Origin of the sequence: Kordiimonas sediminis (assembly GCF_014656395.1) — a bacterium.
Taxonomy (GTDB): Bacteria; Pseudomonadota; Alphaproteobacteria; order Sphingomonadales; family Kordiimonadaceae; genus Kordiimonas_A; species Kordiimonas_A sediminis.
In genome coordinates this window covers 1,257,209-1,283,316 of the sequence record NZ_BNCI01000002.1, presented here as the reverse complement: position 1 = coordinate 1,283,316, position 26,108 = coordinate 1,257,209, and the positions used below count along the sequence as shown (strand labels likewise).

28 protein-coding genes are annotated in these 26,108 nt (G+C 49.8%); 20 read left to right on the top strand and 8 right to left on the bottom strand.

All coding sequences use genetic code 11. From position 1 onward, the window contains the following. Nucleotides 1-114: 114 nt before the first annotated feature. Entirely contained in the window at nucleotides 115-870 is a 756-nt protein-coding gene (locus IE181_RS13545; RefSeq protein WP_191253832.1) for a 16S rRNA (uracil(1498)-N(3))-methyltransferase, read from the bottom strand. A 76-nt stretch (nucleotides 871-946) separates the two neighbouring features. On the opposite strand from IE181_RS13545, the gene ubiA reads away from it, so the two are divergent. Next, nucleotides 947-1,891, top strand: coding sequence for a 4-hydroxybenzoate octaprenyltransferase (gene ubiA, locus IE181_RS13540; RefSeq protein ID WP_191253830.1), 945 nt, complete (start codon nucleotides 947-949; stop codon nucleotides 1,889-1,891). 46 nt (nucleotides 1,892-1,937) lie between these two features. After that, nucleotides 1,938-2,486, top strand: coding sequence for an inorganic diphosphatase (ppa, locus tag IE181_RS13535; protein WP_191253828.1), 549 nt, complete (start codon nucleotides 1,938-1,940; stop codon nucleotides 2,484-2,486). Nucleotides 2,487-2,597: 111 nt separating this feature from the next. Here the strand turns inward: ppa and IE181_RS13530 are convergent, their stop codons facing one another. Continuing rightward, entirely contained in the window at nucleotides 2,598-2,870 is a 273-nt protein-coding gene (locus IE181_RS13530; RefSeq protein WP_191253826.1) for a hypothetical protein, read from the bottom strand. A 531-nt stretch (nucleotides 2,871-3,401) separates the two neighbouring features. Between IE181_RS13530 and IE181_RS13525 the strand changes: the two genes are divergently transcribed. Together IE181_RS13525 and IE181_RS13520 are read left to right on the top strand one after the other, a co-directional pair. After that, a complete protein-coding gene (locus IE181_RS13525) occupies nucleotides 3,402-4,103 on the top strand; it encodes a CoA transferase subunit A (protein ID WP_191253824.1) in 702 nt (233 codons plus the stop codon). A 2-nt stretch (nucleotides 4,104-4,105) separates the two neighbouring features. After that, the gene (locus IE181_RS13520) at nucleotides 4,106-4,735 is read left to right on the top strand and encodes a CoA transferase subunit B (protein WP_191253822.1); all 630 of its coding nucleotides are present in this window, start codon (nucleotides 4,106-4,108) and stop codon (nucleotides 4,733-4,735) included. Nucleotides 4,736-4,853: 118 nt separating this feature from the next. On the opposite strand, the gene IE181_RS13515 is transcribed toward IE181_RS13520, so the two are convergent. Beyond that, complete coding sequence (locus IE181_RS13515; RefSeq protein ID WP_191253820.1) at nucleotides 4,854-5,666, bottom strand: transporter substrate-binding domain-containing protein; 813 nt, start codon at nucleotides 5,664-5,666, stop codon at nucleotides 4,854-4,856. Nucleotides 5,667-5,713: 47 nt separating this feature from the next. Continuing rightward, the gene (gene tldD, locus IE181_RS13510; protein WP_191253818.1) at nucleotides 5,714-7,147 is read right to left on the bottom strand and encodes a metalloprotease TldD; all 1,434 of its coding nucleotides are present in this window, start codon (nucleotides 7,145-7,147) and stop codon (nucleotides 5,714-5,716) included. 381 nt (nucleotides 7,148-7,528) lie between these two features. Here tldD and coxB point away from each other — a divergent pair, with 381 nt between their 5' ends. The 10 genes from coxB (at nucleotide 7,529) to IE181_RS13460 (ending at nucleotide 16,559) form a co-directional block, all read left to right on the top strand. Then, the gene (gene coxB / locus IE181_RS13505) at nucleotides 7,529-8,422 is read left to right on the top strand and encodes a cytochrome c oxidase subunit II (RefSeq protein ID WP_191253816.1); all 894 of its coding nucleotides are present in this window, start codon (nucleotides 7,529-7,531) and stop codon (nucleotides 8,420-8,422) included. 26 nt (nucleotides 8,423-8,448) lie between these two features. Next, nucleotides 8,449-10,050, top strand: coding sequence for a cytochrome c oxidase subunit I (gene ctaD / locus IE181_RS13500; protein WP_191253814.1), 1,602 nt, complete (start codon nucleotides 8,449-8,451; stop codon nucleotides 10,048-10,050). A gap of 37 nt (nucleotides 10,051-10,087) precedes the next feature. Then, the gene (cyoE, locus tag IE181_RS13495; protein ID WP_229819439.1) at nucleotides 10,088-11,020 is read left to right on the top strand and encodes a heme o synthase; all 933 of its coding nucleotides are present in this window, start codon (nucleotides 10,088-10,090) and stop codon (nucleotides 11,018-11,020) included. A 2-nt stretch (nucleotides 11,021-11,022) separates the two neighbouring features. After that, a complete protein-coding gene (locus tag IE181_RS13490) occupies nucleotides 11,023-11,169 on the top strand; it encodes a cytochrome c oxidase system small membrane protein (RefSeq protein WP_191253812.1) in 147 nt (48 codons plus the stop codon). Continuing rightward, on the top strand, nucleotides 11,166-11,735 hold the full coding sequence (locus IE181_RS13485; protein WP_191253810.1) for a cytochrome c oxidase assembly protein: 570 nt from the start codon (nucleotides 11,166-11,168) through the stop codon (nucleotides 11,733-11,735). The genes IE181_RS13490 and IE181_RS13485 overlap by 4 nt, the downstream gene beginning before the upstream one ends. Nucleotides 11,736-11,795: 60 nt before the next feature. Then, nucleotides 11,796-12,653, top strand: coding sequence for a cytochrome c oxidase subunit 3 (locus IE181_RS13480; RefSeq protein ID WP_191253808.1), 858 nt, complete (start codon nucleotides 11,796-11,798; stop codon nucleotides 12,651-12,653). A gap of 5 nt (nucleotides 12,654-12,658) precedes the next feature. Further along, nucleotides 12,659-13,087: a DUF983 domain-containing protein gene (locus IE181_RS13475; protein WP_229819436.1), complete on the top strand. Its 429-nt coding sequence runs from the start codon at nucleotides 12,659-12,661 to the stop codon at nucleotides 13,085-13,087. Further along, the gene (locus IE181_RS13470; protein WP_191253806.1) at nucleotides 13,080-13,814 is read left to right on the top strand and encodes an SURF1 family protein; all 735 of its coding nucleotides are present in this window, start codon (nucleotides 13,080-13,082) and stop codon (nucleotides 13,812-13,814) included. Before IE181_RS13475 ends, IE181_RS13470 begins: the two co-directional genes overlap by 8 nt. Nucleotides 13,815-13,927: 113 nt before the next feature. Continuing rightward, nucleotides 13,928-15,319 carry a threonine synthase gene (gene thrC, locus IE181_RS13465; protein ID WP_191253804.1) on the top strand — a complete coding sequence of 464 codons (1,392 nt, stop codon included), beginning with the start codon at nucleotides 13,928-13,930 and terminating at the stop codon, nucleotides 15,317-15,319. Between the two features lies 1 nt (nucleotide 15,320). Next, the gene (locus IE181_RS13460) at nucleotides 15,321-16,559 is read left to right on the top strand and encodes a M16 family metallopeptidase (RefSeq protein ID WP_191253803.1); all 1,239 of its coding nucleotides are present in this window, start codon (nucleotides 15,321-15,323) and stop codon (nucleotides 16,557-16,559) included. Between the two features lie 120 nt (nucleotides 16,560-16,679). Here IE181_RS13460 and IE181_RS13455 read toward each other — a convergent pair whose 3' ends face one another. Then, the gene (locus IE181_RS13455; protein ID WP_191253802.1) at nucleotides 16,680-17,243 is read right to left on the bottom strand and encodes a YqgE/AlgH family protein; all 564 of its coding nucleotides are present in this window, start codon (nucleotides 17,241-17,243) and stop codon (nucleotides 16,680-16,682) included. 227 nt (nucleotides 17,244-17,470) lie between these two features. Between IE181_RS13455 and IE181_RS13450 the strand changes: the two genes are divergently transcribed. The 6 genes from IE181_RS13450 (at nucleotide 17,471) to IE181_RS13425 (ending at nucleotide 23,603) form a co-directional block, all read left to right on the top strand. After that, a complete protein-coding gene (locus IE181_RS13450) occupies nucleotides 17,471-18,334 on the top strand; it encodes a protein-disulfide reductase DsbD domain-containing protein (RefSeq protein WP_191253801.1) in 864 nt (287 codons plus the stop codon). A gap of 157 nt (nucleotides 18,335-18,491) precedes the next feature. Further along, a complete protein-coding gene (locus IE181_RS13445) occupies nucleotides 18,492-18,974 on the top strand; it encodes a peroxiredoxin (RefSeq protein ID WP_191253800.1) in 483 nt (160 codons plus the stop codon). Nucleotides 18,975-19,094: 120 nt separating this feature from the next. Then, nucleotides 19,095-20,057: an SPFH domain-containing protein gene (locus IE181_RS13440; RefSeq protein WP_191253799.1), complete on the top strand. Its 963-nt coding sequence runs from the start codon at nucleotides 19,095-19,097 to the stop codon at nucleotides 20,055-20,057. Nucleotides 20,058-20,061: 4 nt separating this feature from the next. Next, entirely contained in the window at nucleotides 20,062-20,523 is a 462-nt protein-coding gene (locus IE181_RS13435; protein WP_191253798.1) for an NfeD family protein, read from the top strand. A 4-nt stretch (nucleotides 20,524-20,527) separates the two neighbouring features. Further along, nucleotides 20,528-21,814, top strand: a complete 1,287-nt coding sequence (locus tag IE181_RS13430) for a DsbA family protein (protein WP_191253796.1) — start codon at nucleotides 20,528-20,530, stop codon at nucleotides 21,812-21,814. A gap of 130 nt (nucleotides 21,815-21,944) precedes the next feature. Beyond that, nucleotides 21,945-23,603, top strand: coding sequence for a M28 family metallopeptidase (locus tag IE181_RS13425; RefSeq protein ID WP_191253787.1), 1,659 nt, complete (start codon nucleotides 21,945-21,947; stop codon nucleotides 23,601-23,603). Between the two features lie 116 nt (nucleotides 23,604-23,719). On the opposite strand, the gene rnhA is transcribed toward IE181_RS13425, so the two are convergent. From rnhA to ispH, 3 genes are read right to left on the bottom strand one after another with little or no spacing between them, the layout of a single operon-like run. Beyond that, nucleotides 23,720-24,190, bottom strand: a complete 471-nt coding sequence (gene rnhA, locus IE181_RS13420; protein ID WP_191253785.1) for a ribonuclease HI — start codon at nucleotides 24,188-24,190, stop codon at nucleotides 23,720-23,722. Beyond that, nucleotides 24,180-25,139, bottom strand: a complete 960-nt coding sequence (locus tag IE181_RS13415; protein ID WP_191253783.1) for a homoserine kinase — start codon at nucleotides 25,137-25,139, stop codon at nucleotides 24,180-24,182. The genes rnhA and IE181_RS13415 overlap by 11 nt, the downstream gene beginning before the upstream one ends. Continuing rightward, a complete protein-coding gene (gene ispH, locus IE181_RS13410; RefSeq protein WP_191253781.1) occupies nucleotides 25,139-26,095 on the bottom strand; it encodes a 4-hydroxy-3-methylbut-2-enyl diphosphate reductase in 957 nt (318 codons plus the stop codon). Before ispH ends, IE181_RS13415 begins: the two co-directional genes overlap by 1 nt. Between the last annotated feature and the right edge of the window lie 13 nt (nucleotides 26,096-26,108).

Sequence of the window (26,108 nt, the reverse complement as noted above, 5' to 3'; positions counted from 1 at the left end):
AGGAAAACCATTCTATTCCTTGTAGTTAGAAAATATTTATACTGGATTTAGGCATGCTTACGGATTTCCTGAAAAGGGTCTGGGTAAGATTGGTAACATTTAGACTGTTGATATCTAGGACCAGTCACCCAGAACGGCTTGCCATAAGCTTATGGCTGCGAGTGCAGCTGTGTCGGCACGCAGAACACGGGGGCCTAGGCTTACCGTTACAGTGTTAGGATGTTTTTGAATTCTGTCCCGTTCGTTGTCGTCAAAGCCGCCTTCAGGGCCGATTAGCAGGGCCCAGGGTTTACCTGCGTGATCGGGCAGGGTTTCCTGCAAGGCAATGATTGCTGGTTTGCCGCTTAGGTCTTCATCGCAAAACATGATCATTCTGTCTTCAGGCCAGTCATCCAGCAGCTTACTTAGTTTGATGGGGTCTGCAATTGTTGGCACTGTCAGACGTTCACTTTGCTCAGATGCCTCTGCCGCATTTGCGTCCAGACGCTCCGATTTTACGCGGTCCACAATCGTGCGATTGGTCATGGTCGGTATCAAGTGGGACACGCCCAGTTCCGTAGCCTTTTGCGCGATGAAATCAAGACGTGCTTTTTTAATCGGGGCAAAAGCAAGCCAGAGATCCGGTTCTGGTGTCTGAGGCTTGGTTTGGGATTTGACCTTCAGTGATACTGAACGCTTTTGAAGATCAGAAATTTCGGCCAGCCACTCACCGTCTTTGCCATTAAAAACCAAGAGCGATGCGCCCAGTTTTTGGCGCATAACGTTGGCAAGATAATGGGATTGCTCCTTATCCAGTTCAATCACTGTTCCCTGCGATAAAGGAACAGTGAGATAAAGGCGAGTATATTTATAGGACCGTGTGTTTTTCATGGCCTCATCTTCACCAAGTTCCATAAGCTGTCAAGCTGTGCTTGCATGGCTCACGGTAGTTTAGTAGACCCGGTTCATGTTTACATGGAACAAAAAGCAGGTAACGGTAACCGCTGATGCGGTTGAAGGTAGTTGGGTATATAGAAATGCCCCGCTTGTCCTGCGGCCGTATCTGAAGCTGGCTCGAATGGATCGCCCCGTTGGCACATGGCTATTATTGTGGCCATGCTGGTGGTCAGTTGCGCTGGCGACTGAGGAGGGGAGTTTTCCTTCTCTACTCCTCTTGCTGTTGTTTGCGGTTGGGTCGCTAGCTATGCGAGGAGCCGGCTGTACCTATAATGATATCATCGACCGGGACTTTGACGGACAGGTTGAACGAACCAGATCAAGACCAATCCCAGCGGGTGAAGTCAGCGTGAAGGCTGCATGGGGATTTCTTGTATTCCAGTGTTTGATCGGCCTTCTGGTGTTGTTGAACCTTGGCATGTTTGCCATTGGTGTTGGTCTGGCCTCACTGTTGCTGGTGGCAGCATATCCTTTCATGAAGCGCATCACATATTGGCCACAGGCATGGCTTGGCCTGACATTTAACTGGGGCGCACTGGTTGGCTATGCCGCGGTTACTGGCGAGCTGACCCTTGCACCGATAGTGTTGTATGTTGGCGGGATATTCTGGACCCTTGGATACGACACTATTTATGCACATCAGGATACCGACGATGACCTGATGATTGGGGTCAAGTCTTCGGCGCTTGCGCTTGGTGACAAGACGCAGGCAGGGTTGATGGTTTTCTACGGCTTGTTTCTGGTGGCACTTTTATTCGTTGGAGCCCTTGCAAATCTGGGTGAAATCTATTACACCGGCTGCGCTTTTGCTGCGCTGCACATGGGCATGCAGATACGGCGCGTGGATATTTCTTCACCGGGTATTTGCCTAGAGATTTTTCGCTCTAACATCCATTTTGGATGGATTGTCTTCTTATCCATCGTTGTTGATAAGCTGGTACCATCCTTCCTGTAGACTGTTGGGGCTTTTGTAATGCTTTTAAGGTCAAGGAATCCTGATAATGGATATATCTAAAATTCCCGTCGGCGAAAATGCTCCCTGGGATGTAAATGTAATTGTTGAAGTGCCGGTCGGTACAGAACCAATCAAGTATGAAATGGATAAAGATTCTGGTGCGCTTTTCGTCGACCGGATCATGCATACAAGCATGCGTTACCCGTGTAACTACGGCTTTATCCCACACACACTTGCTGATGATGGTGACCCTGTTGATGTCCTGATCGCGAATCAGACGCCGATCATGCCAGGGGCTGTTGTCCGGTGTCGTCCGATTGGCGTTCTGGTAATGGAAGATGAAGCAGGCATGGATGAAAAACTGCTTATGGTTCCAGTGGATAAACTGAACCCATGGTACACAAGTGTCAGCGATTATTCTGAGATGCCAAAGCTTTTCCTTGAGCGTGTTTCACACTTCTTCGCACATTATAAAGACCTTGAAGAAGGCAAGTGGGTAGATATCAAGGGATGGGAATCCAAAGAAAAAGCAGCATCCCTGATCGAAGAAGGTGTCCAGGCATACAAAGCTGCTGGTAGCCCAGAGAATATCTAATCTCTATAGCTGATCCGGCATCGCGGACATATCCGCATCATAAAGTATACTTCCAAAAGCCCCGTCGAGAGCGGGGCTTTTTTATGCGCAGTGAACACCGAGGACGGTTGTTCAGTGGGGGCGCAGATAGTCAGTTTCAGTGCGCCGTAAAATCCTGCGATACGTGGAGGGCGCCTTGCTGGTCGCCTGATGCATCAACGTATCAAAAAGTTTTGACTTTCTGCGAAGATACCGAAGTACTCTGACAGTACGGGTCGATGTAGGGATCAGTAATAGCAAGCTGATTAAAAGAAACAGCAGACCAAACGGAATCGGTGTCAGTAAGAGTGGAATTGATAATATCAGAAAGATGATGCCAAAAAACTGGCATAAAAACCGTGTCATGCTTGTGTCTCCCGTGTCGCTGTCGTCTTTTATGGCAATTCAGTTTTCTGATTCTGCCTGTCTTTTATTACAGTAAGATATGGTGTCATGGGCGTTGGCTTTCAAGGCAGCCATTTCCTGCCCGTACGAAGGGTCATTCAGAATGCAGGTGCGAGGGCGCGGTAGTTCGTTGTCTTGCCGTATGAAGGCAGGGCAGAGAATCTAGTTTTCCTGTCAAGGATGACCCGCAATCTTTACATATGTAAAGCGATGAAGGTTTTTTTGTGTTTGGTTATGAAAATCGATAACCCATAGGTATTAGCTATGGACAACGCAAAAATTCATCGCTTGTTGAAAAAAATACAATATTGCACTATACGGTCACTCAATAGATAGTATTTGAATTATCTATTAGGAAAAGAAGCACCATCTACGGTATCAATTTTTCGACTGTTTTCATAAACAGATAACGCGATATTCAGGTGCGTTTTGAACGGTACTAACAGGCTGACCTGCTCCCCCTAGTTTGGGTCAGCAAGACTGGAGGCTAAGGTGAATAAAATCTTTGATACTGCGGATGCGGCCCTTGATGGGTTGTTATTCGATGGAATGATGATGATGGCAGGTGGTTTCGGCCTGTGTGGTATTCCTGAAAACCTTATTGCAGCAGTACACCGCAAAGGAACAAAAGATATTTCTATTGTCTCCAACAACTGCGGTGTTGACGGATTTGGTCTGGGTATCCTTCTGGACGCGAAACAAATTAAAAAAATGTATTCTTCCTATGTTGGGGAAAACAAGGAATTTGAACGTCAGTTCTTAGAGGGTGAGCTTGAGCTTGAGTTCAATCCACAAGGAACATTGGCGGAACGTATTCGCGCGGGCGGTGCGGGTATTCCGGGTTTCTATACCAAGACAGGCGTTGGTACAGTCATCGCAGATGGCAAAGAGCATAAAGAATTTGATGGCGAAACCTATATTATGGAAACAGGTCTTTTTGCTGATGTGTCCATTATCAAAGCATGGAAAGCCGACACAGAAGGCAACCTGATCTACCGTAAGACTGCGCGTAACTTTAACCCAATGATGGCAACAGCAGGCAAAGTAACAGTCGCAGAAGTTGAAGAGATTGTGCCAGCTGGCAGCCTTGACCCTGATCATATTCATACGCCGGGTATTTTCGTGCAGCGCGTCATTAAAGGCGACCATGAAAAACGTATCGAACAGCGTACCACCCGCAGCAGAGGAGAGTAATCATGGCCTGGGATCGTAATCAAATGGCTGCGCGGGCAGCACAGGAACTGCAGGACGGTTTTTACGTTAATCTGGGAATTGGTATTCCCACACTTGTGGCAAATTATATCCCTGAAGGGATGCATGTAACCCTGCAGTCTGAAAATGGCATGCTGGGCATGGGGCCTTTCCCTTATGAGGATGAGGTTGATGCAGACCTGATTAATGCCGGTAAGCAGACAATCACAGAATTGCCAACATCCAGTTATTTTTCTTCGGCTGACAGTTTTGGCATGATCCGTGGCGGTCATATCAACTTGTCCATCCTCGGGGCGATGGAAGTGGCTGAAAATGGTGACATTGCTAACTGGATGATCCCCGGCAAAATGGTCAAAGGCATGGGCGGTGCCATGGATCTTGTCGCTGGCGTACAGCGCGTTGTGGTGATTATGGATCACACAAACAAGGCTGGCGAAAGTAAGCTACTGAAAGAATGCACACTGCCACTGACTGGGCAGGCCTGTGTTGACCGTATTGTCACTAATCTTGGTGTGTTTGATGTGGTCGAAGGCGGTATCAAAGTTGTTGAACTGGCGCCAGATGTTACGATGGATGATGTCAAACAGGCAACAGAAGCAGCGATCATCGACTAGGCATTGTTGTTTAAAGCCAGATACTATCAGGGGGGCTCGAAAGGGCCCCTTTTTTTGTGTGCAACATAAGGGTGCATTACTGACAGAAGGTCTTTACATCTGAGTAATCGCGCAGCAGCTAACGGGACTGGTCCGCTTCGGGGTAGTGTTGGTAGCCAAGCGCCTTCATGGCGTCTGATATTCTTTCAATTGTAGAGCCAGGCACAGCGGAACTGCATGCAATCAAAATATGCAGAATAGTATCATCATTCTGCAACCGCATGGCCTCCAGGTGTTCGGCAGCCGGTTCTTCGGTTTTTAGATTCTCCCACATGCCTGACGTAATTCGAGTGTAGTCAGCCCGACCGGCGGCAATCATCATGGCCGCATGCCGGGAAGAGGGGGCATCAGGCGAAATCCAGGGCAGGTTCATATCGATCGCTTTGTTAATTTCCTGTCCGTAGAAGTTTTTCCGGACAAAAACGCCACGCAGTGTCTGGTCCTGAATGATAGACGTGATTGACTTATGATCAGCAAAACGGCTCTTAGCAGATTTTGATATTACTAAAACTGTTTCCGTGTATGTATCAAACAGATAGGGGACATATTGCCATGTTTTGGCACGTTCTTGGGTAAATACCCGGCCTGTTGTGCAAAGTGGACGTACCCCATCATCCAACATCTCGGATTCGGCTGTCATGGGTATGTTCGCCCATACCGGATCAACATCAGCTTTGGCCAAGATTGCGCGCAGTCTTTCGACATATTCACCGTAGAAATTCCCATCCCGAAAATATTGCATGGGCGGATAATCATACATGGGAATCAGTAGCTTACTGTGTTCTCTGGGCGTGTCTGCATCAGGCACATTTTGCGCCTGTACAGAGAACATGCCCATGCAGAGTGCGCCAAGGGCAAATGCCCCGGCGAAATATTTCCTGAAAGTAAACATGAGCACACTCTTGTTTAAAAGTGTTAATATCTACTAAATGGCGAGAATTATCCTGCAGTGCCGCCGACAGTCAGGCCGTCAATACGCATGGTTGGCTGGCCAACTCCGGCCGGTACTGTTTGGCCGCCTTTGCCGCAAATACCGACACCGTTATCCAGTTTCAGATCATTGCCAATCATGGAAACGCGCGTCAAAACATCAGGCCCGTTGCCGATAAGGGTTGCCCCTTTGACCGGCTCTACGATCTTGCCTTTGCGGATGCGGTACGCTTCTGTGCAGCTAAAGACAAACTTGCCGGATGTTATGTCAACCTGACCGCCACCGAAGTTCACGGCATACAGGCCGTCATCTACAGATGCAATGATCTCGGCAGGATCTTTGTCGCCAGCCAACATAAAGGTGTTCGTCATGCGCGGCATAGGTGCATGGGCATAGCTTTGACGACGGCCATTGCCTGTCGCAGACGTTCCCATAAGGCGGGCATTCAATCTGTCTTGCATATAGCCTTTCAGGATGCCGTTTTCGATCAGGACGGTGCGCTCAGTCGGTGTGCCTTCATCGTCAACGGACAATGAACCCCGGCGTCCTTCAAGGGTGCCGTCGTCAACAACGGTGACACCGTCTGCTGCCACACGCTCGCCTAAAAGGCCGGCAAAGGCAGATGTTTTCTTGCGGTTGAAGTCACCTTCAAGGCCGTGGCCCACAGCTTCATGCAGAAGGACGCCCGGCCACCCAGGCCCTAAAACAACGGTCATTTCGCCTGCTGGTGCATCGGTGCTGGCCAGATTGACTTCAGCTTGGCGCAGAGCTTCGTCGGTTTGTTTTCTCCATTGATTTTCATCGAATAGAAAATCATAGGGCACGCGGCCACCAGCCCCATCAAAACCTGCCTCTGTTCGGGTGCCGTCTGACATCACCACGGAAACATTCAGGCGAACAAGGGGGCGTACATCACGAACGCGGTGGCCTCCGGCACGGATAATTTCAACAATATCATAATTGGATAATAGAGAGGCACTGACCTGAACAACCCGGCTGTCTTTATCGCGGGCATATTGGTCAATTTTTTCCAAAAGTGCTACTTTCTCAGAGAAGTCAATGCCAGTCATGGGGTTGGCGTCAGAATATAGCTGCCTGTTTGTGCGGGCCGGGGAGAGGTCCTGAGTGCCTGATTTTCCGGTGCGCACTGCGCCCACTGTGTTCACAGCTCTTTTCAGGGCTTCTTCCGATAATTCATTCGAGTGCGCATAGCCTGTAGATTCGCCAACAACGGACCGTAGACCGAAGCCTTGCGTCGAATCAAACGAGGCAGATTTCAGTCGTCCATCATCGAATGAAAAGGATTCGCTTTCACTGGATTGTAGATAAAGTTCACCATCATCCATGTCGTTCAAAGCTGAATCAACAATTTCGCATGTCTTACTTTCTTCCAAGCTACTGTTTTCAAAGAAAAAATTAAGAGGTACGGCTGACTCTGACATGGATGTCTCCTGAAATTGATGTGGCTGTAACAGCCAAAAGGGCTGACGTTATTTGTAAATATCAATGAGTATTACGTCTGAATAGGTCTATAGTAGGTTCTGTGCTGGCATTCAAGGTGCGTCAATAGGTCGCAGAGATGCCGTCTAAACAATGGTTAAACTTGGTTGGAAAGCTGGAAATCCGCCGCAAGGTGATTTTTTTTGGGATTTTATGGCAGAAAAATGACTTTTCATGCCTTGATGGGCTTGAGCCTGCGGCTTCCTCTGGTATAACGTGCGGCATTAATGTTCGGAATTGTGTTCAAAATCATGTTTCCGGTGATACCTCTAGGGCGGCTAGGGCCTGAGGTAGATATATATAAGTAAAGGGAAAGCAGAATTATGATCGTCAAAAGGCTTACTGCTGGATTTATGGCTGCGGCTGCAGCTGTGTTCAGTTTTGCTGCGACTGCTGCGGCTGAGGGGCGCATTGGCGCTCCTGTTGAAAAGGGGCTTTGGCTGCAGGAAGCGGCGAGTGAACAGGCGGAAAAAGTTGCGTCTTTTAATATGGACCTGATGTGGATCATTACAGTCATCACACTGTTTGTATTCGCGCTGATGTTAATCATCGTGATTCGGTTCAACGAGAAAGTTAACAAAGATCCGTCCAAGACAAGCCACAACACCTTCCTTGAAATCCTTTGGACTGGTACACCGATTTTGATCCTTGTTGTGATCGGCTTCCAGTCTATTCCACTGCTGTATTATCAGGACGTAGTTCCAGAGACAGAGTTCGCCGTTCGCGTAACGGGTAACCAGTGGAACTGGACATATAACTATCCTGATCATGACGGTATCGAATTTACATCAGTTATCGTACCTGACAGCGCGTTCAAAAACGCTGAAGAGCGTGCGGGCTACGAAGCTGACCTTTCTGCATTTCTGGGTCGTGAAGCAAAGCTGAATGCACGTCTTCTGGATACGGACACACGTCTGGTTGTTCCAGTTGATACTGCGGTTAAGATCCAGCTGACTGCATCTGACGTGATCCACTCCTGGACCATTCCTGCATTTGGTGTGAAGCTTGATGCGGTGCCTGGTCGTTTGAACGAGACATGGTTCAAAGTTGACGAAGTCGGTACATACTACGGTCAGTGTTCTGAGCTTTGCGGTAAAGATCATGCTTACATGCCAATCGCTGTTGAGGTGGTTAGCAAAGAAGAATTCGCTAAATGGGTAGAGCGCGCGAAAGCAGAATTTGCTGACGCTGGCGCAACTACTGCATTTGGTCGTTAAGATACCTTAGGGAAAGGATTATTATCGTGGCTCACGCAAATCCAACCGGTTGGAAAAGATGGCTTTTCTCGACCAACCATAAAGACATTGGCGTCATGTATCTGTGGTTCGCCTTCTTCGCAGGCATGATCGGCTTTGGTATGTCCGGTCTGATGCGTATGGAACTGGCCGAGCCTGGCGTACAGTTTCTGCCTGAATTTCTTGGCATGTCTGAAGATCAGGCACGTCACATGTTTAATGTTCTGACAACCGGTCATGGTCTGATCATGGTATTCTTCATGGTTATGCCGGCTCTGATTGGTGGTTTTGGTAACTATTTCGTGCCGCTGATGATCGGTGCTCCTGATATGGCATTCCCGCGGATGAATAACGTTTCATTCTGGTTGATGCCTGCGTCTTTCGCGCTGCTTCTGCTGTCAACAGTTGTTGAAGGCACTGGCGGTATGGCTGGTTTCGGCGGTGGCTGGACAGCGTACGCGCCGCTTTCTACGTCTGGTCACACCGGTCCTTCCATGGATCTGGCGATCTTCTCGCTGCACGTAGCGGGTGCGTCCTCTATCATGGGTGCGATCAACTATATCACGACTATCTTTAACATGCGTGCGCCTGGCATGACGATGCACAAGATGCCTCTGTTTGCCTGGTCGGTTCTGATCACAGCATTCCTGCTGGTTCTGTCCCTGCCTGTACTGGCTGGTGCGATCACTATGCTCTTGACTGACCGTAACTTCGGTACGGCATTCTTCGATCCTGCTGGTGGTGGCGATCCGATCCTGTATCAGCACCTGTTCTGGTTCTTCGGTCACCCTGAAGTGTACATCATGATCCTGCCTGCATTTGGTATCGTGTCGCACATCGTATCTACCTTCTCCCGCAAGCCTATCTTCGGCTACCTCGGGATGGCATATGCGATGGCTGCGATTGGCGGTATCGGCTTTATCGTATGGGCACACCACATGTATACTGTGGGTCTGGATGTTGATACCAAAGCATACTTTGTTTCTGCGACAATGGTTATTGCGGTTCCAACTGGCGTGAAAATCTTCAGCTGGCTCGCGACAATGTGGGGTGGTTCCATCCGCTTTACAGTGCCGATGCTATACTCAATCGCCTTTATCCTGCTGTTTACAGTGGGTGGTGTAACGGGTGTTGTGCTGTCGAATGCGGGTGCTGATATTGTTCTGCATGATACATATTATGTGGTAGCGCACTTCCACTATGTTCTGTCGCTTGGTGCTGTGTTTGCGATTTTTGCTGGCCTTTACTACTGGGTTGGTAAAATGTCCGGTAAAGAATATCCAAACTTCCTGGCGCACATCCAGTTCTGGATTACCTTCGTCGGTGTGAACCTGATCTTCTTCCCGCAGCACTTTCTGGGTCTGCAGGGTATGCCACGCCGGTATGTTGACTATCCAGATGCATATGCACACTGGAACTGGGTCTCTACACTTGGCTACAAGGTTACGGCTGTAGGCGTTCTGCTGTTCATCGTAGTGATGGCAATCACGCTGCTTCGCAAGAAGACACTGGGTGAAAACCAGTGGGGTGAAGGCGCTACTACACTTGAGTGGACATTGACGTCTCCTCCGCCAGCACACCAGTTCTCTGAACTGCCACGTATCAAGTAATACCGGCCTTCGGTTCAGAGTAATAAAGGAATTCATTTTGACTGATACGGTCAATAATATGAATGAAGCACAAATACCTTCTGCCTGCGGGCAGGAGGTTCCTGTCTATGCTTCAGAAGCAAAGGACTTCATTGCCCTTTTGAAGCCGCGCGTGATGTCTTTGGTGATATTCACTGCGCTTGTGGGTCTGATTGCAGCCCCTGGAAATATGCATCCTGTACTGGCTTTTGTGTCAGTATTCCTTATTGCTGTTGGGGCTGGTGCCTCTGGTGCGCTGAATATGTGGTACGATGCCGACATTGACATGATCATGGCGCGTACAGCAAAGCGCCCGATTCCCGCAGGCAAGGTCAGCCCACAACAGGCCTTGGGTTTTGGCATTACCCTGTCTGTCTTTAGCGTCGCCCTTCTTGGGTTGGTCGCGAACGTGACTGCTGCAGCACTCCTTGCCCTGACTATTTTCTTCTATGCTGTCATTTACACCATTTGGCTGAAGCGCAGAACCGCACAGAATATTGTGATCGGTGGTGCTGCTGGTGCCTTCCCGCCGGTTATTGGCTGGGCTGCTGTAACTGACAGTGTGACGATTGAATCGCTTGTTCTGTTTGCGATTATCTTTTTCTGGACACCGCCGCACTTTTGGGCGCTGTCGCTCTTTATCTCGGAAGACTATAAAAAAGTCGGTATCCCGATGCTACCGCTTGTCGCTGGCAAGGCTGAAACGCGCAAACAGATACTTATCTATAGTATTGTTCTGGCGCCGTTCGGTATCGCACCGTACTTCCTTGGTTTTGCGGGACCTGTTTACGGTGCTGTTGCGGTTGTGCTGAACCTTCTGTTCCTGAAGGGCGCATTTGCTGTTTATGTACAAAAAGCGAATGCAGACCGGGCGCTCTTTAAATATTCCATTTTATATCTGTTCCTGACGTTTGCGACACTGGCGGTCGAGCGTCTTGTTCTTGGAGGATAGTCATGTCAGACGAACAACAACCACAAGGACAGCATGAGGTAACAGAACAAACCCGCAAAAAGAACCGGGCACTTGGCCTGGCACTATTTGCTTTCGTTATAATTGTTGCCGTTGTTAGCTATTTTAAGATCAAGAGTTTGGCACCATGACACAAGAAGTTCAGCAGCCTACATATGACAAAAACAAAAAGGTCGCAGGCATCGTCTTTGGCGTTGTTGTGGGGATGGTCGGCATGTCATATGCAGCAGTCCCGCTTTATGATCTGTTTTGCAAGGTAACGGGCTACGGCGGTACGACACAGCAAGCTGATACGCTGTCGGCTGAGGTGATTGACCGTGACATGCGGGTGCGCTTTAACGCGAGCGTGCACAAGGATATGCCTTGGGAATTTAAGCCAGCACAAAACACACAGATGCTGAAGGTAGGCGAACAGGGTATTGCCTACTATGAGGCTTATAACCCGACGGATAAAATTATTACCGGTACGGCGACCTATAATGTCGCGCCACATAAGGCGGGCGGGTACTTTACCAAAATCGATTGTTTTTGCTTCACGGAGCAAGTTCTAAAACCGGGCGAGAAGGTTTTGATGCCGGTCGTCTACTATATTGATCCTGAAATTGATCAGGATGTTAACTTAAACGAGGTTGGCGAGATCACTCTGTCCTACACTTTCTTCGTTCGTGACAACGAAGATATGGCAGAAAATCGTTAATCAACAAGTATAATACAATAGGGAAGCCACCCAGGGGTGGCGTTAGGTAGGAGAAAATTTATGGCGGGCGACGTTAATCACGATTACCACCTAGTGGACCCCAGTCCATGGCCAGCGGTAGGTTCGCTTGCAGCGTTCCTGGTAACGTTTGGAGCAGTATTTGCCATGAAGCCGGAAGCAGAGCTTTTCGGTGTTGCTGGCGGTACGTTTGGCTTCTGGAGCCTTGGTTTAGGCTTCATGTTGCTGCTTTATACATTCTTCGCTTGGTGGAAAGACGTCATCGTAGAAGGCGAACATAAAGGCGATCATACACCTGTTGTTCAGATTGGTTTGCGGTACGGTATGATTCTGTTCATTGCATCAGAAGTCATGTTCTTCGTTGCGTGGTTCTGGGCATTCTTTGATGCTGCTATGTTCCCAAAACATCACTTTGCCGACGCATTCCAGGTATTCGAGATGTACAATACAGAGGCTGCATGGCCACCAGTTGGTGTTGAGACATTTGATCCATGGCACCTGCCATTCATGAACACACTGATCCTGCTGCTGTCCGGTACGACTGTAACATGGGCGCACCATGCAATCGTTGAAGGCAACCGTGAAGGCACGAAGAAGGCACTGTGGTGTACTGTTCTTTTGGGTGCACTGTTTACCTGTGTTCAGGTTTACGAGTACATGCACGCAAGCTTTGCTTTCTCTGGCAACATCTACGGCGCGACCTTCTTCATGGCGACTGGTTTCCACGGTTTCCACGTTCTTGTTGGTACGATCTTCCTGGCTGTTTGCCTGGGCCGTCTTTACAAAGGTCATTTCAAGCCAGACCATCACTTCGGTTTCGAAGCTGCTGCTTGGTACTGGCACTTCGTTGATGTTGTATGGCTGTTCCTGTTCCTGGGCGTCTACATCATCTACGGTTAATCGTTTTGACTTCTGACAAAATGAATACAGAAAATAACACCGATCCAGAGCAGGGCTTTGGGTCGGTGTCTCCTTATCAGGCCGGATTTAAATGCCGCTGTCCCAAATGCGGGACAGGGCCACTGTATGGTCGCCTTCTGGATATTAAGCCAACATGTGATACGTGTGGGTTCGATTTGTCTGATGCCGATCCGGGCGACGGTGCAATTGTTTTTGTTATCCTGATACTCGGCGCGCTGACAACAATCGCCGCTATTATCGTTGAAGTTAAGATTGCGCCGCCCACATGGGTGCATATGCTGATCTGGCCAGTTTTTATCTTTGGACTGGCTATCTGGATGCTGCGGGTGTTCAAGGCGACGCTTGTAGCCCTGCAATATCATCATGACGCCCATGAAGGTGTGTTAGAGGAAAGCAAGTCTGACGATGACTGACAACCAGCAGGCACATCAATTGGCACGATTTGCACCGGGTACTGGTTTGACCGTTACGGTTAGTATCTGTCTTATCATTCTGCTGTCCCTTGGCACATGGCAGGCTATGAAAGTCGGGCCCAAGACGGCCTTTCTTAAAACCATCGAAACAGGATTATCGGCCGAGCCGACCAGTCTGCCATCACGGGATGAAAATCCCGCTATTTATGATTATCGGCGCGTAACATTTGAGGGGTCGCTCATAAGCGCCGACTCGGCCCCTGTTTTTGGTACCAACCTGGACGGTGACGGCGGCTACCATCATTATGCGGCCATTCAGGATGCCACTGGTCAAATTGTTCTTGTGAATTTTGGCTGGGCTGCAACTGACAAGGTAGAGCTGCCAGTCGCCGTTGGTGCGGAGAAAACTTTCTCCGGCGTTTTGCGTCAGGGGGCCAAACCCGGTATGATGACGCTGGAAAATAATGTTGCGACCAAAAGCCTGTATGTGGCGAATATTGACGATATCGCTGCTGTTCTGGGGCTGGGTGCAGAAGAATATTATAATTTCCGGGTGATGCTTGATCCAATGCCGGGGACAGCTGGCTCTCTTGTCGGGGGGCAGGTCGTGGTTGAAATTCCCAATAATCATCTACAATACGCCTTCACATGGTATGGTATTGCCGGTTCACTGATCGCCGTGTATCTGATTATGGGCTTTAGTCGTGCCCGCAAGACGCAGAAATAAAGCGGGCGGAAAATGCTTTTTCTTCGCGTTTCCAAGGCAATGCCTTGCTTTTTGTATCACTGCACCCTATCACTATCGCCGTAATTTTAACCTACAAAGCTGAGTAAGTTTCCGTGAAATATATTTCAACTCGTGGACAGGCAGAAGTTCTTGATTTCGAAGGGGTGACCCTGACTGGATTGGCGCGTGATGGTGGGCTTTATGTCCCGGAAAGCATTCCGACACTGACTGCGGATGAAATTCGTAGCATGCGCGGAAAGTCATACAGTGATATTGCGTTTCAGGTGATCAAGCCATTTATTGGTGACTGTCTGACAGATGCGGAACTGAAATCCATGCTGGATGAAACGTACGGCACTGCGTTCAGACATCCTGCTGTTGCACCACTTGTTCAGACGGGTGCGAATGACTGGATACTTGAACTGTTCCACGGCCCAACTCTGGCTTTCAAGGATTTTGCGCTGCAGCTTCTGGGGCGTTTCTTCGATGTGTTTTCTGCGCGTCGCGACAGGTCGCTTACTATTCTTGGTGCAACGTCCGGGGATACTGGGTCTGCTGCGATCGAAGCAACGCGCGGGCGCGACAATGTTAAAATTTTCATGCTCCACCCAAAAGACCGTGTGTCTGATGTGCAGCGCCGACAGATGACAACAGTGATCGAACCTAATGTGGTCAATATCGCAGTTGAGGGCACGTTCGATGATTGTCAGGCACTGGTAAAAGCGGCCTTTAACAATCATGAATTTCGCGACAGCGTGAATTTGACTGCTGTGAATTCGATCAACTGGGCGCGGGTGATGGCGCAGGTTGTTTATTACTTCACCAGTGCGGTAAGCCTCGGTGCGCCAGACCGTTCTGTATCCTATAGTGTGCCAACGGGTAACTTTGGTGATATTTTCGCCGGTTATATCGCACGGGCTATGGGGCTGCCTATCGACAAGCTTGTCGTTGCGACAAACAGTAATGATATTCTGGCGAAGACTTTGCAAACAGGTACGTATGCCAGCGGGTCGGTCAATGCGACCCTGTCGCCAAGCATGGATATTCAGGTTTCCAGTAACTTTGAAAGACTGGTTTTTGACCTGACAGGCCGTGATGGTAGCAAGGTGCAGTCCTACATGGACGGCTTTGCCGCAGAAGGCCAGTTCAAACTGGATGCAGCGGAGTTGGAGAAGGCAAGGGCACTTTTCCTTGCGCATCAGGTTGATGACGCGACCACACTGTCTGTTATGCAGGATTTATACGCTCGCACAGGGTATAGTGCAGATCCGCATACAGCGGTTGGTGTTAAGGCTGCACAAGAATGCCTTGCATCTTCGACATCCCCAGTGATTACTTTGGCGACGGCACACCCTGTAAAGTTTGGTGCGGCTGTTGAAAAAGCCATCGGTCATGTACCTGCACTGCCTGAACATATGGCAGATTTGATGGAGCGTGAAGAACGCATGGAAACACTCCCGAATGATTTGGAAACTCTTATGTCCCGTGTGAAGGCAGGGTCATAAATTGAGAGTTAGAATAACAAAGCTGTCGAACGGCATCAGAGTAGTCAGTGAAAAACGCAAGACAGTTCAGACGGTCTCTTTGGGCGTTTGGGTTGGTGTTGGCTCACGCGATGAAACGGAAAGCCTGAACGGTATTACGCACTGTCTTGAACATATGTTGTTCAAAGGGACGGAAAAACGGTCAGCGACAGACATTGCCTATGAGATTGAAGCCGTTGGCGGGCATTTGAACGCCTATACCACGCGGGATAACACGCTTTATTATGCGCGGGTTCTGAAAGACGACCTGCCGCTTGCGATGGATATACTGTCTGATATTTTGCAATATAGCCGTTTTGATGAAAAAGAGCTGGAGCGTGAAAAAGACGTTATTCTGCAGGAGATCGGCCAAACCAATGACACACCTGATGACATTGTGTTCGATAACTTGCAGGCTACTGCCTTTAAAGGGCAGCCACTGGGCAGAAGTATTCTGGGGACAGAGGAGAATGTAGAGGCTTTTACCTCTGCTGATTTGCACCAGTATCTGCAGAATAATTATACCAGCGGCAATATTGTCATTTCGGCGGTTGGTGCGCTGGACCATAACGAAATGGTGCGTCTGGTGCAGGAGTATTTTACCTCTATCCCGACGGGCAAGCCTGTTCAGACTGACCGCGCCAAGTTCACTGGCGGCCGCCATTTGAAGCGCCGCAAGCTTGACCAGATTCATTTGACTTACGGCTGGAATGGCTGTTCGTTCGATGACGATAGTTATTATCCAATGCAGGTCTATTCCACTATTCTGGGCGGTGGTATGTCGTCGCGCCTGTTCCAGGAAGTGCGGGAGAAACGCGGCCTGGCCTACAGTGTTTACAGTTTCGCCAGTTCGCATTTCGATACCGGTATGTTTGGTATATATGCGGGCACTGGTCCCGAAAGTGCAGAGAAGCTTACCCCGGTGATCCGCGGCGAGATGGAAGCACTGGCAACAGGCCTGCGCGCAGGTGAGATTGATATGGCCAAAGCACAGCTTAAGGCAGGGTTGATGATGGCGCTGGAGGCCACAACATCCCGGATGGAACAGCTTGGCCGTCAGCTTCTGATCTTTGACCGTATTATTCCGGTCGAGGAGATGCAGGAAAAAGTCGAAGCAGTTGGTGAGGAGGACGTGTTACAGCTGGCGTCTTCGATCATCGAGCAAAAGAAGACCGCCTTTGCAGCCATTGGCGGGAAAGAGATCAAGGATGCTGCTCTGTAACCGGCAGCACCAAACAATGAGTAATCCTGATCGGGGTCTCTGGCAGGAACTATACATGCCGCCGCTTCGACAGACAGGCCCCAAGTGTAGATAGGGTAGTTGTTGTGAGAAGAAGCAGGCCTAGGCGTGGCCTGCCTCGGACGATAACATGCTGATATCAATACCCAGACGCGCCATGGCCCGCGACCATTTCAGGTCCATTTCGGTATAGAAGATAATTTCTTCATCTGCGTCAGAAGTCAGCCACGAATTCTGTGTTATCTCTGCTTCCAGTTGGCCTCCCCCCCATCCTGCATACCCAAGTGCTAAAAGGTGATGTTGGGGGCCATGCCCTTCGGCAATAGCTTTCAGGACGTCAATAGTAGCGGTCAGAGCAAGGGTTTCGCTGACCACCATGGTCGTTTCCTGAACATAGTCGGCAGAGTGCAGGACAAAACCGCGCCCCGGTTCAAGCGGACCACCGCAGTGAATGGTAGTATCTTCCACGGTATCCGTGACTTCAATATCAAGCTGGTCAAGAAGGTCAGCAAACTCCAGATTTTCAAAACCCTGATTAAGGACAATGCCCATGGCGCCACTTTCGTCATGAGAGCAGACATAAATAACACTATGCTCGAACCGTGGGTCCGTCATTGTGGGCATAGCCAATAATAATTTACCGTTTAAAAAGCTGGATTTACTCATACTACCTCATTTCATTTAAGGTAAAAGTCTACTATGACCTGCCTGCGCATGCAAACTTATCTGGTGTTCGCTTAGCCGGACGTCGCCTGAATTGCCCATATCTGAGGTGCCTGAGAGGTGTACCAGCGAGTAGCGAGACTATTGCTGTTTAACGGCTTTGTGATCGTTCGTTTATGGATATCAGGTTTTGTGTTTGTTATGGTCAAGCGATTATAAGGAGTAAAAGTGTGCCGAGCGGTATTCAGTCAATTATCAACGTATCAAAACATAGCCTGCAAGCCTTGGTTTTCGCAGGCGTTGTATCACTGGGGAGTGCGGTTGCTGATGACCCTGTTGCTTCCACGTGGCAGGCCCATGGTGAAGCGCTTAAGACACGCCTGGTCGCAACGGCAGAAATAAGCGACGATGGTCGGCGCCTTTTCGCATGGGAAGCAGACCTTGAAGACGGCTGGAAAACTTACTGGCGTTCGCCGGGCGAGGCTGGGTTACCAGTGCGTCTGTTTACACCGTCTGGTGCAACTTCTGAAGCTGGTGAGATTGACATTGATTTCCCCGTGCCAGAGCGTTTTGAGCTATTTGGTATGGAGACATACGGGTATGGCCATCATGTTATGCTGCCGTTCAGGGCGGCTGAAGATGCGGTATCTTTCGATGCTGACTTTATGGTGTGTAAAGAGATTTGCATCCCTTTCCGGGCTTCTTACGACATATCTTCCGATCAAAATCCTGATCCTGTCGCCATGATCCGACTGTCGCCCTGGCTTGCCAAGGTGCCGACAAAGGATGAGAGCACGGATACAGGCCTGACGGTTACGTCCACAAAAGTTGTCGGACCAGTAGGGCGCCAACGTTTGATTGTTGAGCTACAGTCCGACCAGAGGCTTGCCAACGCTGACATTATGGCAGAAGCCGAAGGTATGTTTCAATTTTCCAGTCCAAAGAAGAAGCTGCTTGGGTCTGGGAATGCCGTCCGTATGGTTGTGATGGTCATGTCCGGAAACAGACCAGAGGATTTGCGCGGCAAGCAGGTGCGCCTGACGGTAGTTGATGGCCACGGGACTGCAATTGACCGCACGGTAACGGTTAACTGATCAACGCTTATCGTTTCTTTGTCTCTCTCTGGCGGCAGCAGATTTGCCGGGTGTATTATCGCCTTGGTCAGAAAATTCTGTTTTTACAGGGTCTTGTTCCTTGTTTTCACTGCAAGATGAACTAACATTAGCAGCAGACCATTTAAGGAGATTTTCAATGGCAATTTCTAAAGGCGACAAAGTTCCTTCTTCTACCTTGACCGTGATGACGGCTGATGGCCCGGCACCGGTTTCAACGGACGAGTATTTCAAGGGGCGAAAAATTGTACTTTTTGCTGTGCCTGGTGCATTTACCCCAACCTGCAGTGCACGCCACTTGCCCGGTTATATCGACTCTGTCGATGGATTTAAGGCCAAAGGTGTTGATGAAATTGCCTGTGTTTCAGTTAATGATGTTTTTGTGATGAATGCTTGGGGTAAATCCAGCAGTGCAGATGACAAGGTCACGATGCTTGCTGACGGCAACGGTGATTTTGCCCGCGCATTGGGGCTTGAACTGGACGGTATGGGTTTTGGAATGGGGAAACGTTCCCAGCGTTTTGCGATGGTTGTGGAAGACGGCACGGTGACAGAGCTTTGTGTCGAAGATCCCGGCGCGTTCCATGTTTCCAGTGCGGAACATATGCTTGGTCTCGTTTAGATCTTGCAAGCTACTAATCACTACGAACGAAGGCAGGGTTTTCCCTGCCTTTTTCTTTCCGCTTGCTAAGAGTGTCTAACAGCGGCAAACTGAAGTCTATTCGCTACTCTGGAGGGGGCCATGATCGAAATTTCAACTATGGTTTCAGTACTGCTTGTTGTGCTGATCATTATTCTTGTTTTTTCTTCTGTTGTCGTTGTGCAGCAGGGGTACGAGTTTACTATTGAAAGACTGGGTCGATATACAGAGACCATCAGCCCCGGTTTGCGCGTAATCATCCCGTTTATTGACAGGATTGGCCGCCGTATCAACATGATGGAGCAAGTGCTGGATATCCCGACCCAGGAAGTCATTACCCGTGACAATGCAATGGTTGCAGCGGACGGGGTAGTTTTCTTTCAGGTGCTGGATGCTGCCCAGGCCTCGTATGAGGTCAGTAATCTGGAAGTGGCCATTTTGAACCTTACCATGACAAATATCCGGACAGTTATGGGATCTATGGACCTGGACGAACTCTTGTCCAAACGGGATGATATTAATGCCCGTTTGATGAATGTGGTGGATGAAGCAACCCAGCCGTGGGGCGTGAAAATAACCCGTATTGAGATTAAGGATATTACCCCGCCTCTTGATATTGTGGATGCTATGGCGCGTCAAATGAAGGCCGAACGCGACAAACGGGCAACCATTCTGGTGGCGGAAGGCGCCCGTGAATCTGAAATTCTGGAAGCAGAAGGCTCCAAGCGCGCTGCAATTCTGGAAGCAGAGGGCCGCAGAGAAGCCGCCTTTAAAGATGCAGAAGCGCGCGAAAGGGAGGCCGAGGCAGAAGCCCGTGCAACTCAGATGGTTTCCGAAGCGATTGCGAGCGGAAATCAGCAAGCCATCAATTATTTTATTGCCCAGAAATATGTGGAAGCGGTCGAAAAATTTGCGGTATCCCCTAATCAGAAAACAATCTTCATGCCACTGGAGGCTTCAAGTCTGATTGGCTCGATCGGCGGTATCAGTGAGTTGTTTTCCTCCTTGAATGAGGATGGAAAAGCCAAGGCATCCAAAGGGTCGGTGCCGTCAACGAAGGAATAAGACAATGCAGGAAATATTATCCTGGATGACGGAAAATACCTTGTGGCTTTGGCTGGCTAGCGGCTTGGTGTTACTGGCCGGCGAAATGATATTGCCGGGCGTGTATCTGTTATGGCTAGGCATTGCGGCAATACTGACGGCTGTTGTGAATTTGTTGTTGCCTACCTTGGGGATCGAAATCCAGTTTGTGATTTTCTCTATTCTGGCTGTTATTGCCATTATCCTGGCGAACCGGTATTTTTACGGAAAGGATGCATGGCCAGAAGCCTCCGAGACTGTCAATGTGCGCGGCAGAAAACACGTTGGAAAAACCTACGAAGTTATTCAGGCTATACACAACGGTCGCGGCAAGGTAAAGGTGGGGGATAGCCAGTGGCTGGCAGAAGGCGAAGACGCAGAAGTCGGTGACTTGGTAGAGGTAATTGATATCCAGGGCTCCGTGCTGAAGGTGGCCCGCAAAGGCTGATTTTATGACCGTGAAGACATTCCTGAGAGCATCAGCCGCCCGGCTGTTGACGAGTGAATCACTTCTCAGTACACGTCGGTTTCTGACCGAGGCAGGACGCAGAGTATCCCGCAAACGGCACCAGCTTGTCTATTTTCACCGTGTTGATGACCCATACTGTCAATTGATGGTGCAGTCGCTCCCTATGCTGCAGGAGCGGTTTGATATTGATATCATCCCAAAGGTTATAGAGCGCCTTCCCGCCAACATGTATCCCGATCCCCAGCGGTATGAAGCCTATTCCATACTGGATGCATCCAGACTGGCGCATTTGTACGGTCTTGGTTTTCCTGATGGCGCGCGTGTGCCGGACCGGCTTGGTGTTGGCATGGCGTCCATGCATTTGGCAGCGCAGGAAAGCCATCCTGATTTTTTTGCAATGGCTGCTGATCTTGGCGCCGCTGTCTGGCGGCAGGATATTCCGCGTATTCGCAACAGCTGTGCGGTGGCGGACATGGACGACACCAAAATTCGTGCGAATGAAGCGCTTTTAAGACAGCTTGGACACTATACAAGTGGATCAGTCTTCTATGGCGGGGAATTTTATGTAGGGCTGGACCGTTTGGATCATCTGGAACGACGCCTGAATAGCCTTGGTGCAGGGGACGGAGAAGTCCATTTCGAGCTGGCACGTTTGTGGCGTTACCAGCTTGACGAGCTGGATCGGTCAATCGCGGGCAGAACGGTGGAAATGTATTTTTCCATTCGTAGCCCCTACAGCTATATTGCACTGCATCAGGCAGCTGAACTGGCAGAGAAAACCTCTATAACACTAAGGCTTAAGCCCGTCTTGCCGATGGTTATGCGCGGCTTGCCTGTACCTGCTGCAAAACGCTGGTATATCTTGCAGGATGCTGCGCGAGAGGCACGGATAGAGAATATTCCGTTCGGGTTTGCGGTTGATCCACTTGGGCTGGCAACGGAGCGTGCTATGGCGGTTGGTTTTCGTCTGATGGAAGAAGGACGCGGTCTGCCATTCTTCCTTTCTTTCATGCAGGCAGTTTGGGCCGAAGGGGTCGACGGCACGACAGATAAGGGTCTGGCGTATGCCCTGCGGGAAGTCGGCGAAGATCAAAGCTGGATTTCGAATACCATGGACGATGATCTATGGCGCGCACGGGCAGAGGCAAATCGTCAGGAAATGTTATCTCTTGGAAGTTGGGGTGTGCCTACCTTTCGGGTTGGCCCGTTGGTGACGTGGGGGCAGGACCGTCTTTGGGCAGTGGTCGAAGCGTTGAAGTCTGCACCCTGATTGAGCGTTTTCATCCTTTTGGTATTAATTTTCGCTCTGAATGGCGCTTGAATACGCCGATCTTGTTGACTTTTGATTTAGGCACTCCATAAAGTTTAAAAAGAAACTAAAACACGCGAGGAGACAAAACGTGACGTATTCATCGCCCCTGATGAAGGGGATGGCTATTGGTTTGACGATGGTGCTTGGGGCATGTGCTTCCACCCTGGAACGACCAGCAGAGATTAGCCAGCTGACGTTCAACCCAGACCGCATCAAGGCAGATGTAGCCTTTATCGCAGATGACCTACTTCGGGGACGCGAAACTGGCAGCGAAGGACACCGAATTGCAGCGAATTATGTTGCCGCAGAGTTTACCCGGCTAGGGATTGCTCCAGCAGGCGATAATGGCACCTATATGCAGGAAGTTCCTTTTCGAACCGCGCGGTTGAATATGGAAGAATCCACCATGTCTGTAACCGTAAATGGTCAGACAACAGACCTTGCACTGGGAAAAGACTTTTATATGTCTGGCAGTGTCAAGAACGGGACCGGCACCGCACAGGGTGATCTGGTATTCGTTGGGTTTGGTGTGCATGCACCTGACCTAGGGCATGATGACCTGGCTGGTGTTGATCTGCAGGGTAAGATTGTTGTGTATCTTTCTGATGCGCCGCAGTCATTCCATACTGAGATACGTGCACATCACGGCTCTGGCTCAACCAAGGCAAAAGTATTTGCAGAGCGCGGTGCCGTTGGCCGTATTGTTCTGAATACGCTGGCTGATGAAAAATCTTTCAGCTTTAGTAAGCTGGAACGGTATTTAGGGCGAAAGTCATATGATTGGCTTGACCGCTCAGGCGCATCCTCAAGCAGCCCAACAAAAGCATCCGCACAAATCAGCCATGAAGTAGCTGCGACACTATTTGAAGGTGCTGAAAAGTCATTGGAGCAAGTGCTGGCAGAAGCAGCCGAAGGAAAGTCTTCCAGTTTTCCACTGAAAGCGCAGGCGTCTATGACGCGTGTCAGCATTCAGGACCCTGAGTTTACATCCCCGAATGTGATCGCGCTTCTTGAAGGCAGTGACCCGGTTCTGAAAAATGAAGTGGTGGTCCTGAGCGCGCACCTTGATCATATCGGTGTGTCTACGACTGCAAAGGGTGAAGACAAGATCAATAACGGTGCGATGGATAATGCAACCGGTGTTTCTGTTCTGATGGAAGTTGCCCGGACATTCCAGGAAACAGGTATCCGCCCGCGTCGGTCTGTCTTGTTTGCAGTTGTCACAGGGGAAGAGCGCGGACTATTGGGCGCAGATTATTTTGCCCATTATCCAACGATTGATAGATCGCGCCTGGTTGCAGACGTAAATCTGGATATGCCTGTGCTGTTGTATGATTTCGTTGATGTGGTTGGCTTTGGTGCAGACCGTTCAACACTTGGCCCGATTGCGGCAGAAGCCGTTGCCAAGGCGAATGTTATGCTGAGCCCGGATCCAATCCCGCAGGAAGGTATTTTTACCCGGTCAGATCATTACCCGTATGTAAAACAGGGTATCCCCAGCATTTTCCTGATGACGGGATTTGGAAAAACGCCTGACGGCAAGGATGGCGGTAAACTCTTTATGGAGTTCCTGACCAAGACGTACCATTCACCACAGGATGAGGTAGGGCAGGGCATTGACTATAATGCTGCGGCCAAGTTTGCCTATATTAACTGGTTGATCCTGAACGGTATTGCAAACAATGACGAGACACCGCGCTGGAATGAAGGTGACTTCTTTGGCCGGACATTCGCTGGCGATAGATAGTCGGTACAATATCTGAAATAAAAAGAAAGGCGCGGCTGATTGCTGCGCCTTTTCTGTATGCGGGGCCTTTTCTGTATGCAGGGTCTGATCTGATGCTATTTGGTTGCTTTAAACCATTAGGGTTTATAAGGGGCCATTCCCTGATTGGCGAGAGCATCAGCCCGCTCGTTCCCGGGGTTGCCAGAATGCCCCTTGACCCACACCCAGGTGATCTTGTGGCGGTGAATGGCTTCATCCAGCTTTTGCCAAAGATCAGCATTTTTAACCGGCTTTTTGTTGGCTGTTTTCCAGCCCCGTTTCTTCCAGCCGTCAATCCATTTGTTGATGCCGTCCATCACATAGGTGCTGTCCGTGTGCAAGCGTATGTGACATGGCCGTGTCAGCAGATTTAAGGCCTCTATCGCGGCGGTAAGTTCCATACGGTTATTTGTCGTGTCAGGCTCACCGCCGGTGATTTCTTTCTCGTGATTACCATACAGCAGCAGGGCCCCCCAACCACCCGGACCCGGATTGCCCGAGCAGGCACCGTCCGTGTAAATATCTACAATGCGGGCACTACCAACGCTTTCACCGTTACTAGACGACATATTCTGCGGTGTCCTGTATTGCTTGGTGGAATTGAAGTTTCACAAGATATTCGAGCGGATCTTTCAGGTTTACGGCTGCCCCTTCGACAGGGTTTAACCAGTCGTACAGACGCATGAGAAGAAACCGCATGGAAGCCCCGCGACACAGAATAGGCATGGCTTCAAGCTCGGCCGGTGTCAGGGGTCTGACGATATCGTACATTTCCATCAGGCGTTTTGCGAGCGCTGGATCAAAATGATGTTGCTGGTCAAAGCACCATGCATTCATGCAGACAGCAAGATCATAGGCCATGAAATCAGTACAGGAGAAATAGAAGTCGATGAGGCCACTGATCTCCGTCCCCATAAAGAGAACATTATCGGGGAACAAGTCGGCATGTACAGTTCCCTTTGGCAGGTCAGTGGGCCAGTTTTCTTCTAAAAACTCAATCTCTGAAACGATTATATCAGACAGACCCGGCATAACTTCGTCGGCCCGGTCACGGGTTTTTTCAACCAATGTGCGCCACCCGGATACGGACAGATCATTTTCTCGAACGCCGGAAAAATCCTGTGTTGCCAGATGCATCTTGGCCAGTGCCTGACCGACCGAGGCACAGTGGTTCTGCCCAATTGCATCAATACTTACGCCCGTTAGAAAGGAGATCAGGCAGGCTGGCTTTCCTTTGATTTCCTTCAGGAATTGACCGTTACGGTCACTGATCGGCAGGGCAGAGGGCAGTCCCTTGTTTGCCAGATGCTCCATTAATGAAAGAAAATAGGGCAAGTCTTCCGGGTCATTTATTTTCTCGTAGAGAGTTAAAATGAACCGGGACTGATCTGTTTCCAGCAGGAAGTTGGAATTGGAAACGCCTTCAGCAATCCCTTTGAAACTAATGGGCGCGCCAACAGTATAGTCGCTAAGAAACGCAGCAAGCGTGCTATCATCTACCTGTGTGTAAACAGCCATTAGGCAATATCCTGCAACAATTTTGGAACCTTAAAAGTGACGTCTTCTTCTGCGGTGGTTACCAGATGCACGGACGCGTTATAGTGTTCTTTAAGTGCGTCTATCACTTCTTCAACCAAAACCTCAGGCGCGCTGGCGCCAGCGGTGATACCAACCTTGGAGGCACCAGCAATCCAGTCCCAGTCCAGGTCGCGTGCACGCTGTACCAGTCGGGCGGAACAGCCCATTTTCTCGCTGACTTCCACCAAACGGCGGCTGTTAGACGAGTTTGGAGCGCCAATAACAATAACGCGGTCTGCGCGTGCTGCGACGGCTTTCACGGATGTTTGTCTATTGGTTGTTGCGTAACAGATGTCTTCTTTTTTCGGAACGGTGATCGCCGGGAACCGTTTTTTCAGTGCGTCGATTATATCTGTCGTATCATCCACTGATAAAGTTGTCTGTGTTACAAAAGCCAGATTATCAGGGTCATCGGGCTGAAAGGTTTCTGCATCCTCAACCGTTTCGATCAGTGTCACCGCACCTTCTGGTACCTGTCCCATTGTGCCGATCACTTCCGGGTGGCCGGCATGGCCGATCATCAGAATATGCCGTCCGGTTTCAAAGTGCCGTTCCACACCGCGGTGCACCTTGGATACAAGGGGGCAGGTTGCATCAACATAGATCATATTGCGTGCCTCTGCCTTTGCAGGCACGGCTTTTGGTACGCCGTGGGCAGAAAAGACGACTGGCTTATCATCCGGTACTTCGTCAAGGCGGTCTACAAAGATCGCACCCTTGTGTTCCAGCCCCTCTACGACAAATCGGTTATGCACGATTTCATGACGGACATATACCGGTGCGCCAAATTTTTTGATTGCCAGCTCAACAATCTTGATGGCCCGGTCGACACCAGCACAGAAGCCACGCGGGCCTGCCAGCAGTATCTCCATAGACGGGGTGTTGGGTGCGGTCATTTTATAACTCTCC

Bases quoted from the DNA above. Each gene is read 5' to 3' on its own strand.
- IE181_RS13545 (WP_191253832.1), bottom strand. From the start codon at position 870: ATGAAAAACACACGGTCCTATAAATATACTCGCCTTTATCTCACTGTT.
- ubiA (WP_191253830.1), top strand. From the start codon at position 947: ATGTTTACATGGAACAAAAAGCAGGTAACGGTAACCGCTGATGCGGTT.
- ppa (WP_191253828.1), top strand. From the start codon at position 1,938: ATGGATATATCTAAAATTCCCGTCGGCGAAAATGCTCCCTGGGATGTA.
- IE181_RS13530 (WP_191253826.1), bottom strand. From the start codon at position 2,870: ATGACACGGTTTTTATGCCAGTTTTTTGGCATCATCTTTCTGATATTA.
- IE181_RS13520 (WP_191253822.1), top strand. From the start codon at position 4,106: ATGGCCTGGGATCGTAATCAAATGGCTGCGCGGGCAGCACAGGAACTG.
- IE181_RS13515 (WP_191253820.1), bottom strand. From the start codon at position 5,666: ATGTTTACTTTCAGGAAATATTTCGCCGGGGCATTTGCCCTTGGCGCA.
- tldD (WP_191253818.1), bottom strand. From the start codon at position 7,147: ATGTCAGAGTCAGCCGTACCTCTTAATTTTTTCTTTGAAAACAGTAGC.
- coxB (WP_191253816.1), top strand. From the start codon at position 7,529: ATGATCGTCAAAAGGCTTACTGCTGGATTTATGGCTGCGGCTGCAGCT.
- IE181_RS13490 (WP_191253812.1), top strand. From the start codon at position 11,023: ATGTCAGACGAACAACAACCACAAGGACAGCATGAGGTAACAGAACAA.
- IE181_RS13485 (WP_191253810.1), top strand. From the start codon at position 11,166: ATGACACAAGAAGTTCAGCAGCCTACATATGACAAAAACAAAAAGGTC.
- IE181_RS13480 (WP_191253808.1), top strand. From the start codon at position 11,796: ATGGCGGGCGACGTTAATCACGATTACCACCTAGTGGACCCCAGTCCA.
- IE181_RS13470 (WP_191253806.1), top strand. From the start codon at position 13,080: ATGACTGACAACCAGCAGGCACATCAATTGGCACGATTTGCACCGGGT.
- IE181_RS13455 (WP_191253802.1), bottom strand. From the start codon at position 17,243: ATGAGTAAATCCAGCTTTTTAAACGGTAAATTATTATTGGCTATGCCC.
- IE181_RS13445 (WP_191253800.1), top strand. From the start codon at position 18,492: ATGGCAATTTCTAAAGGCGACAAAGTTCCTTCTTCTACCTTGACCGTG.
- IE181_RS13440 (WP_191253799.1), top strand. From the start codon at position 19,095: ATGATCGAAATTTCAACTATGGTTTCAGTACTGCTTGTTGTGCTGATC.
- IE181_RS13435 (WP_191253798.1), top strand. From the start codon at position 20,062: ATGCAGGAAATATTATCCTGGATGACGGAAAATACCTTGTGGCTTTGG.
- IE181_RS13430 (WP_191253796.1), top strand. From the start codon at position 20,528: ATGACCGTGAAGACATTCCTGAGAGCATCAGCCGCCCGGCTGTTGACG.
- rnhA (WP_191253785.1), bottom strand. From the start codon at position 24,190: ATGTCGTCTAGTAACGGTGAAAGCGTTGGTAGTGCCCGCATTGTAGAT.
- IE181_RS13415 (WP_191253783.1), bottom strand. From the start codon at position 25,139: ATGGCTGTTTACACACAGGTAGATGATAGCACGCTTGCTGCGTTTCTT.
- ispH (WP_191253781.1), bottom strand. From the start codon at position 26,095: ATGACCGCACCCAACACCCCGTCTATGGAGATACTGCTGGCAGGCCCG.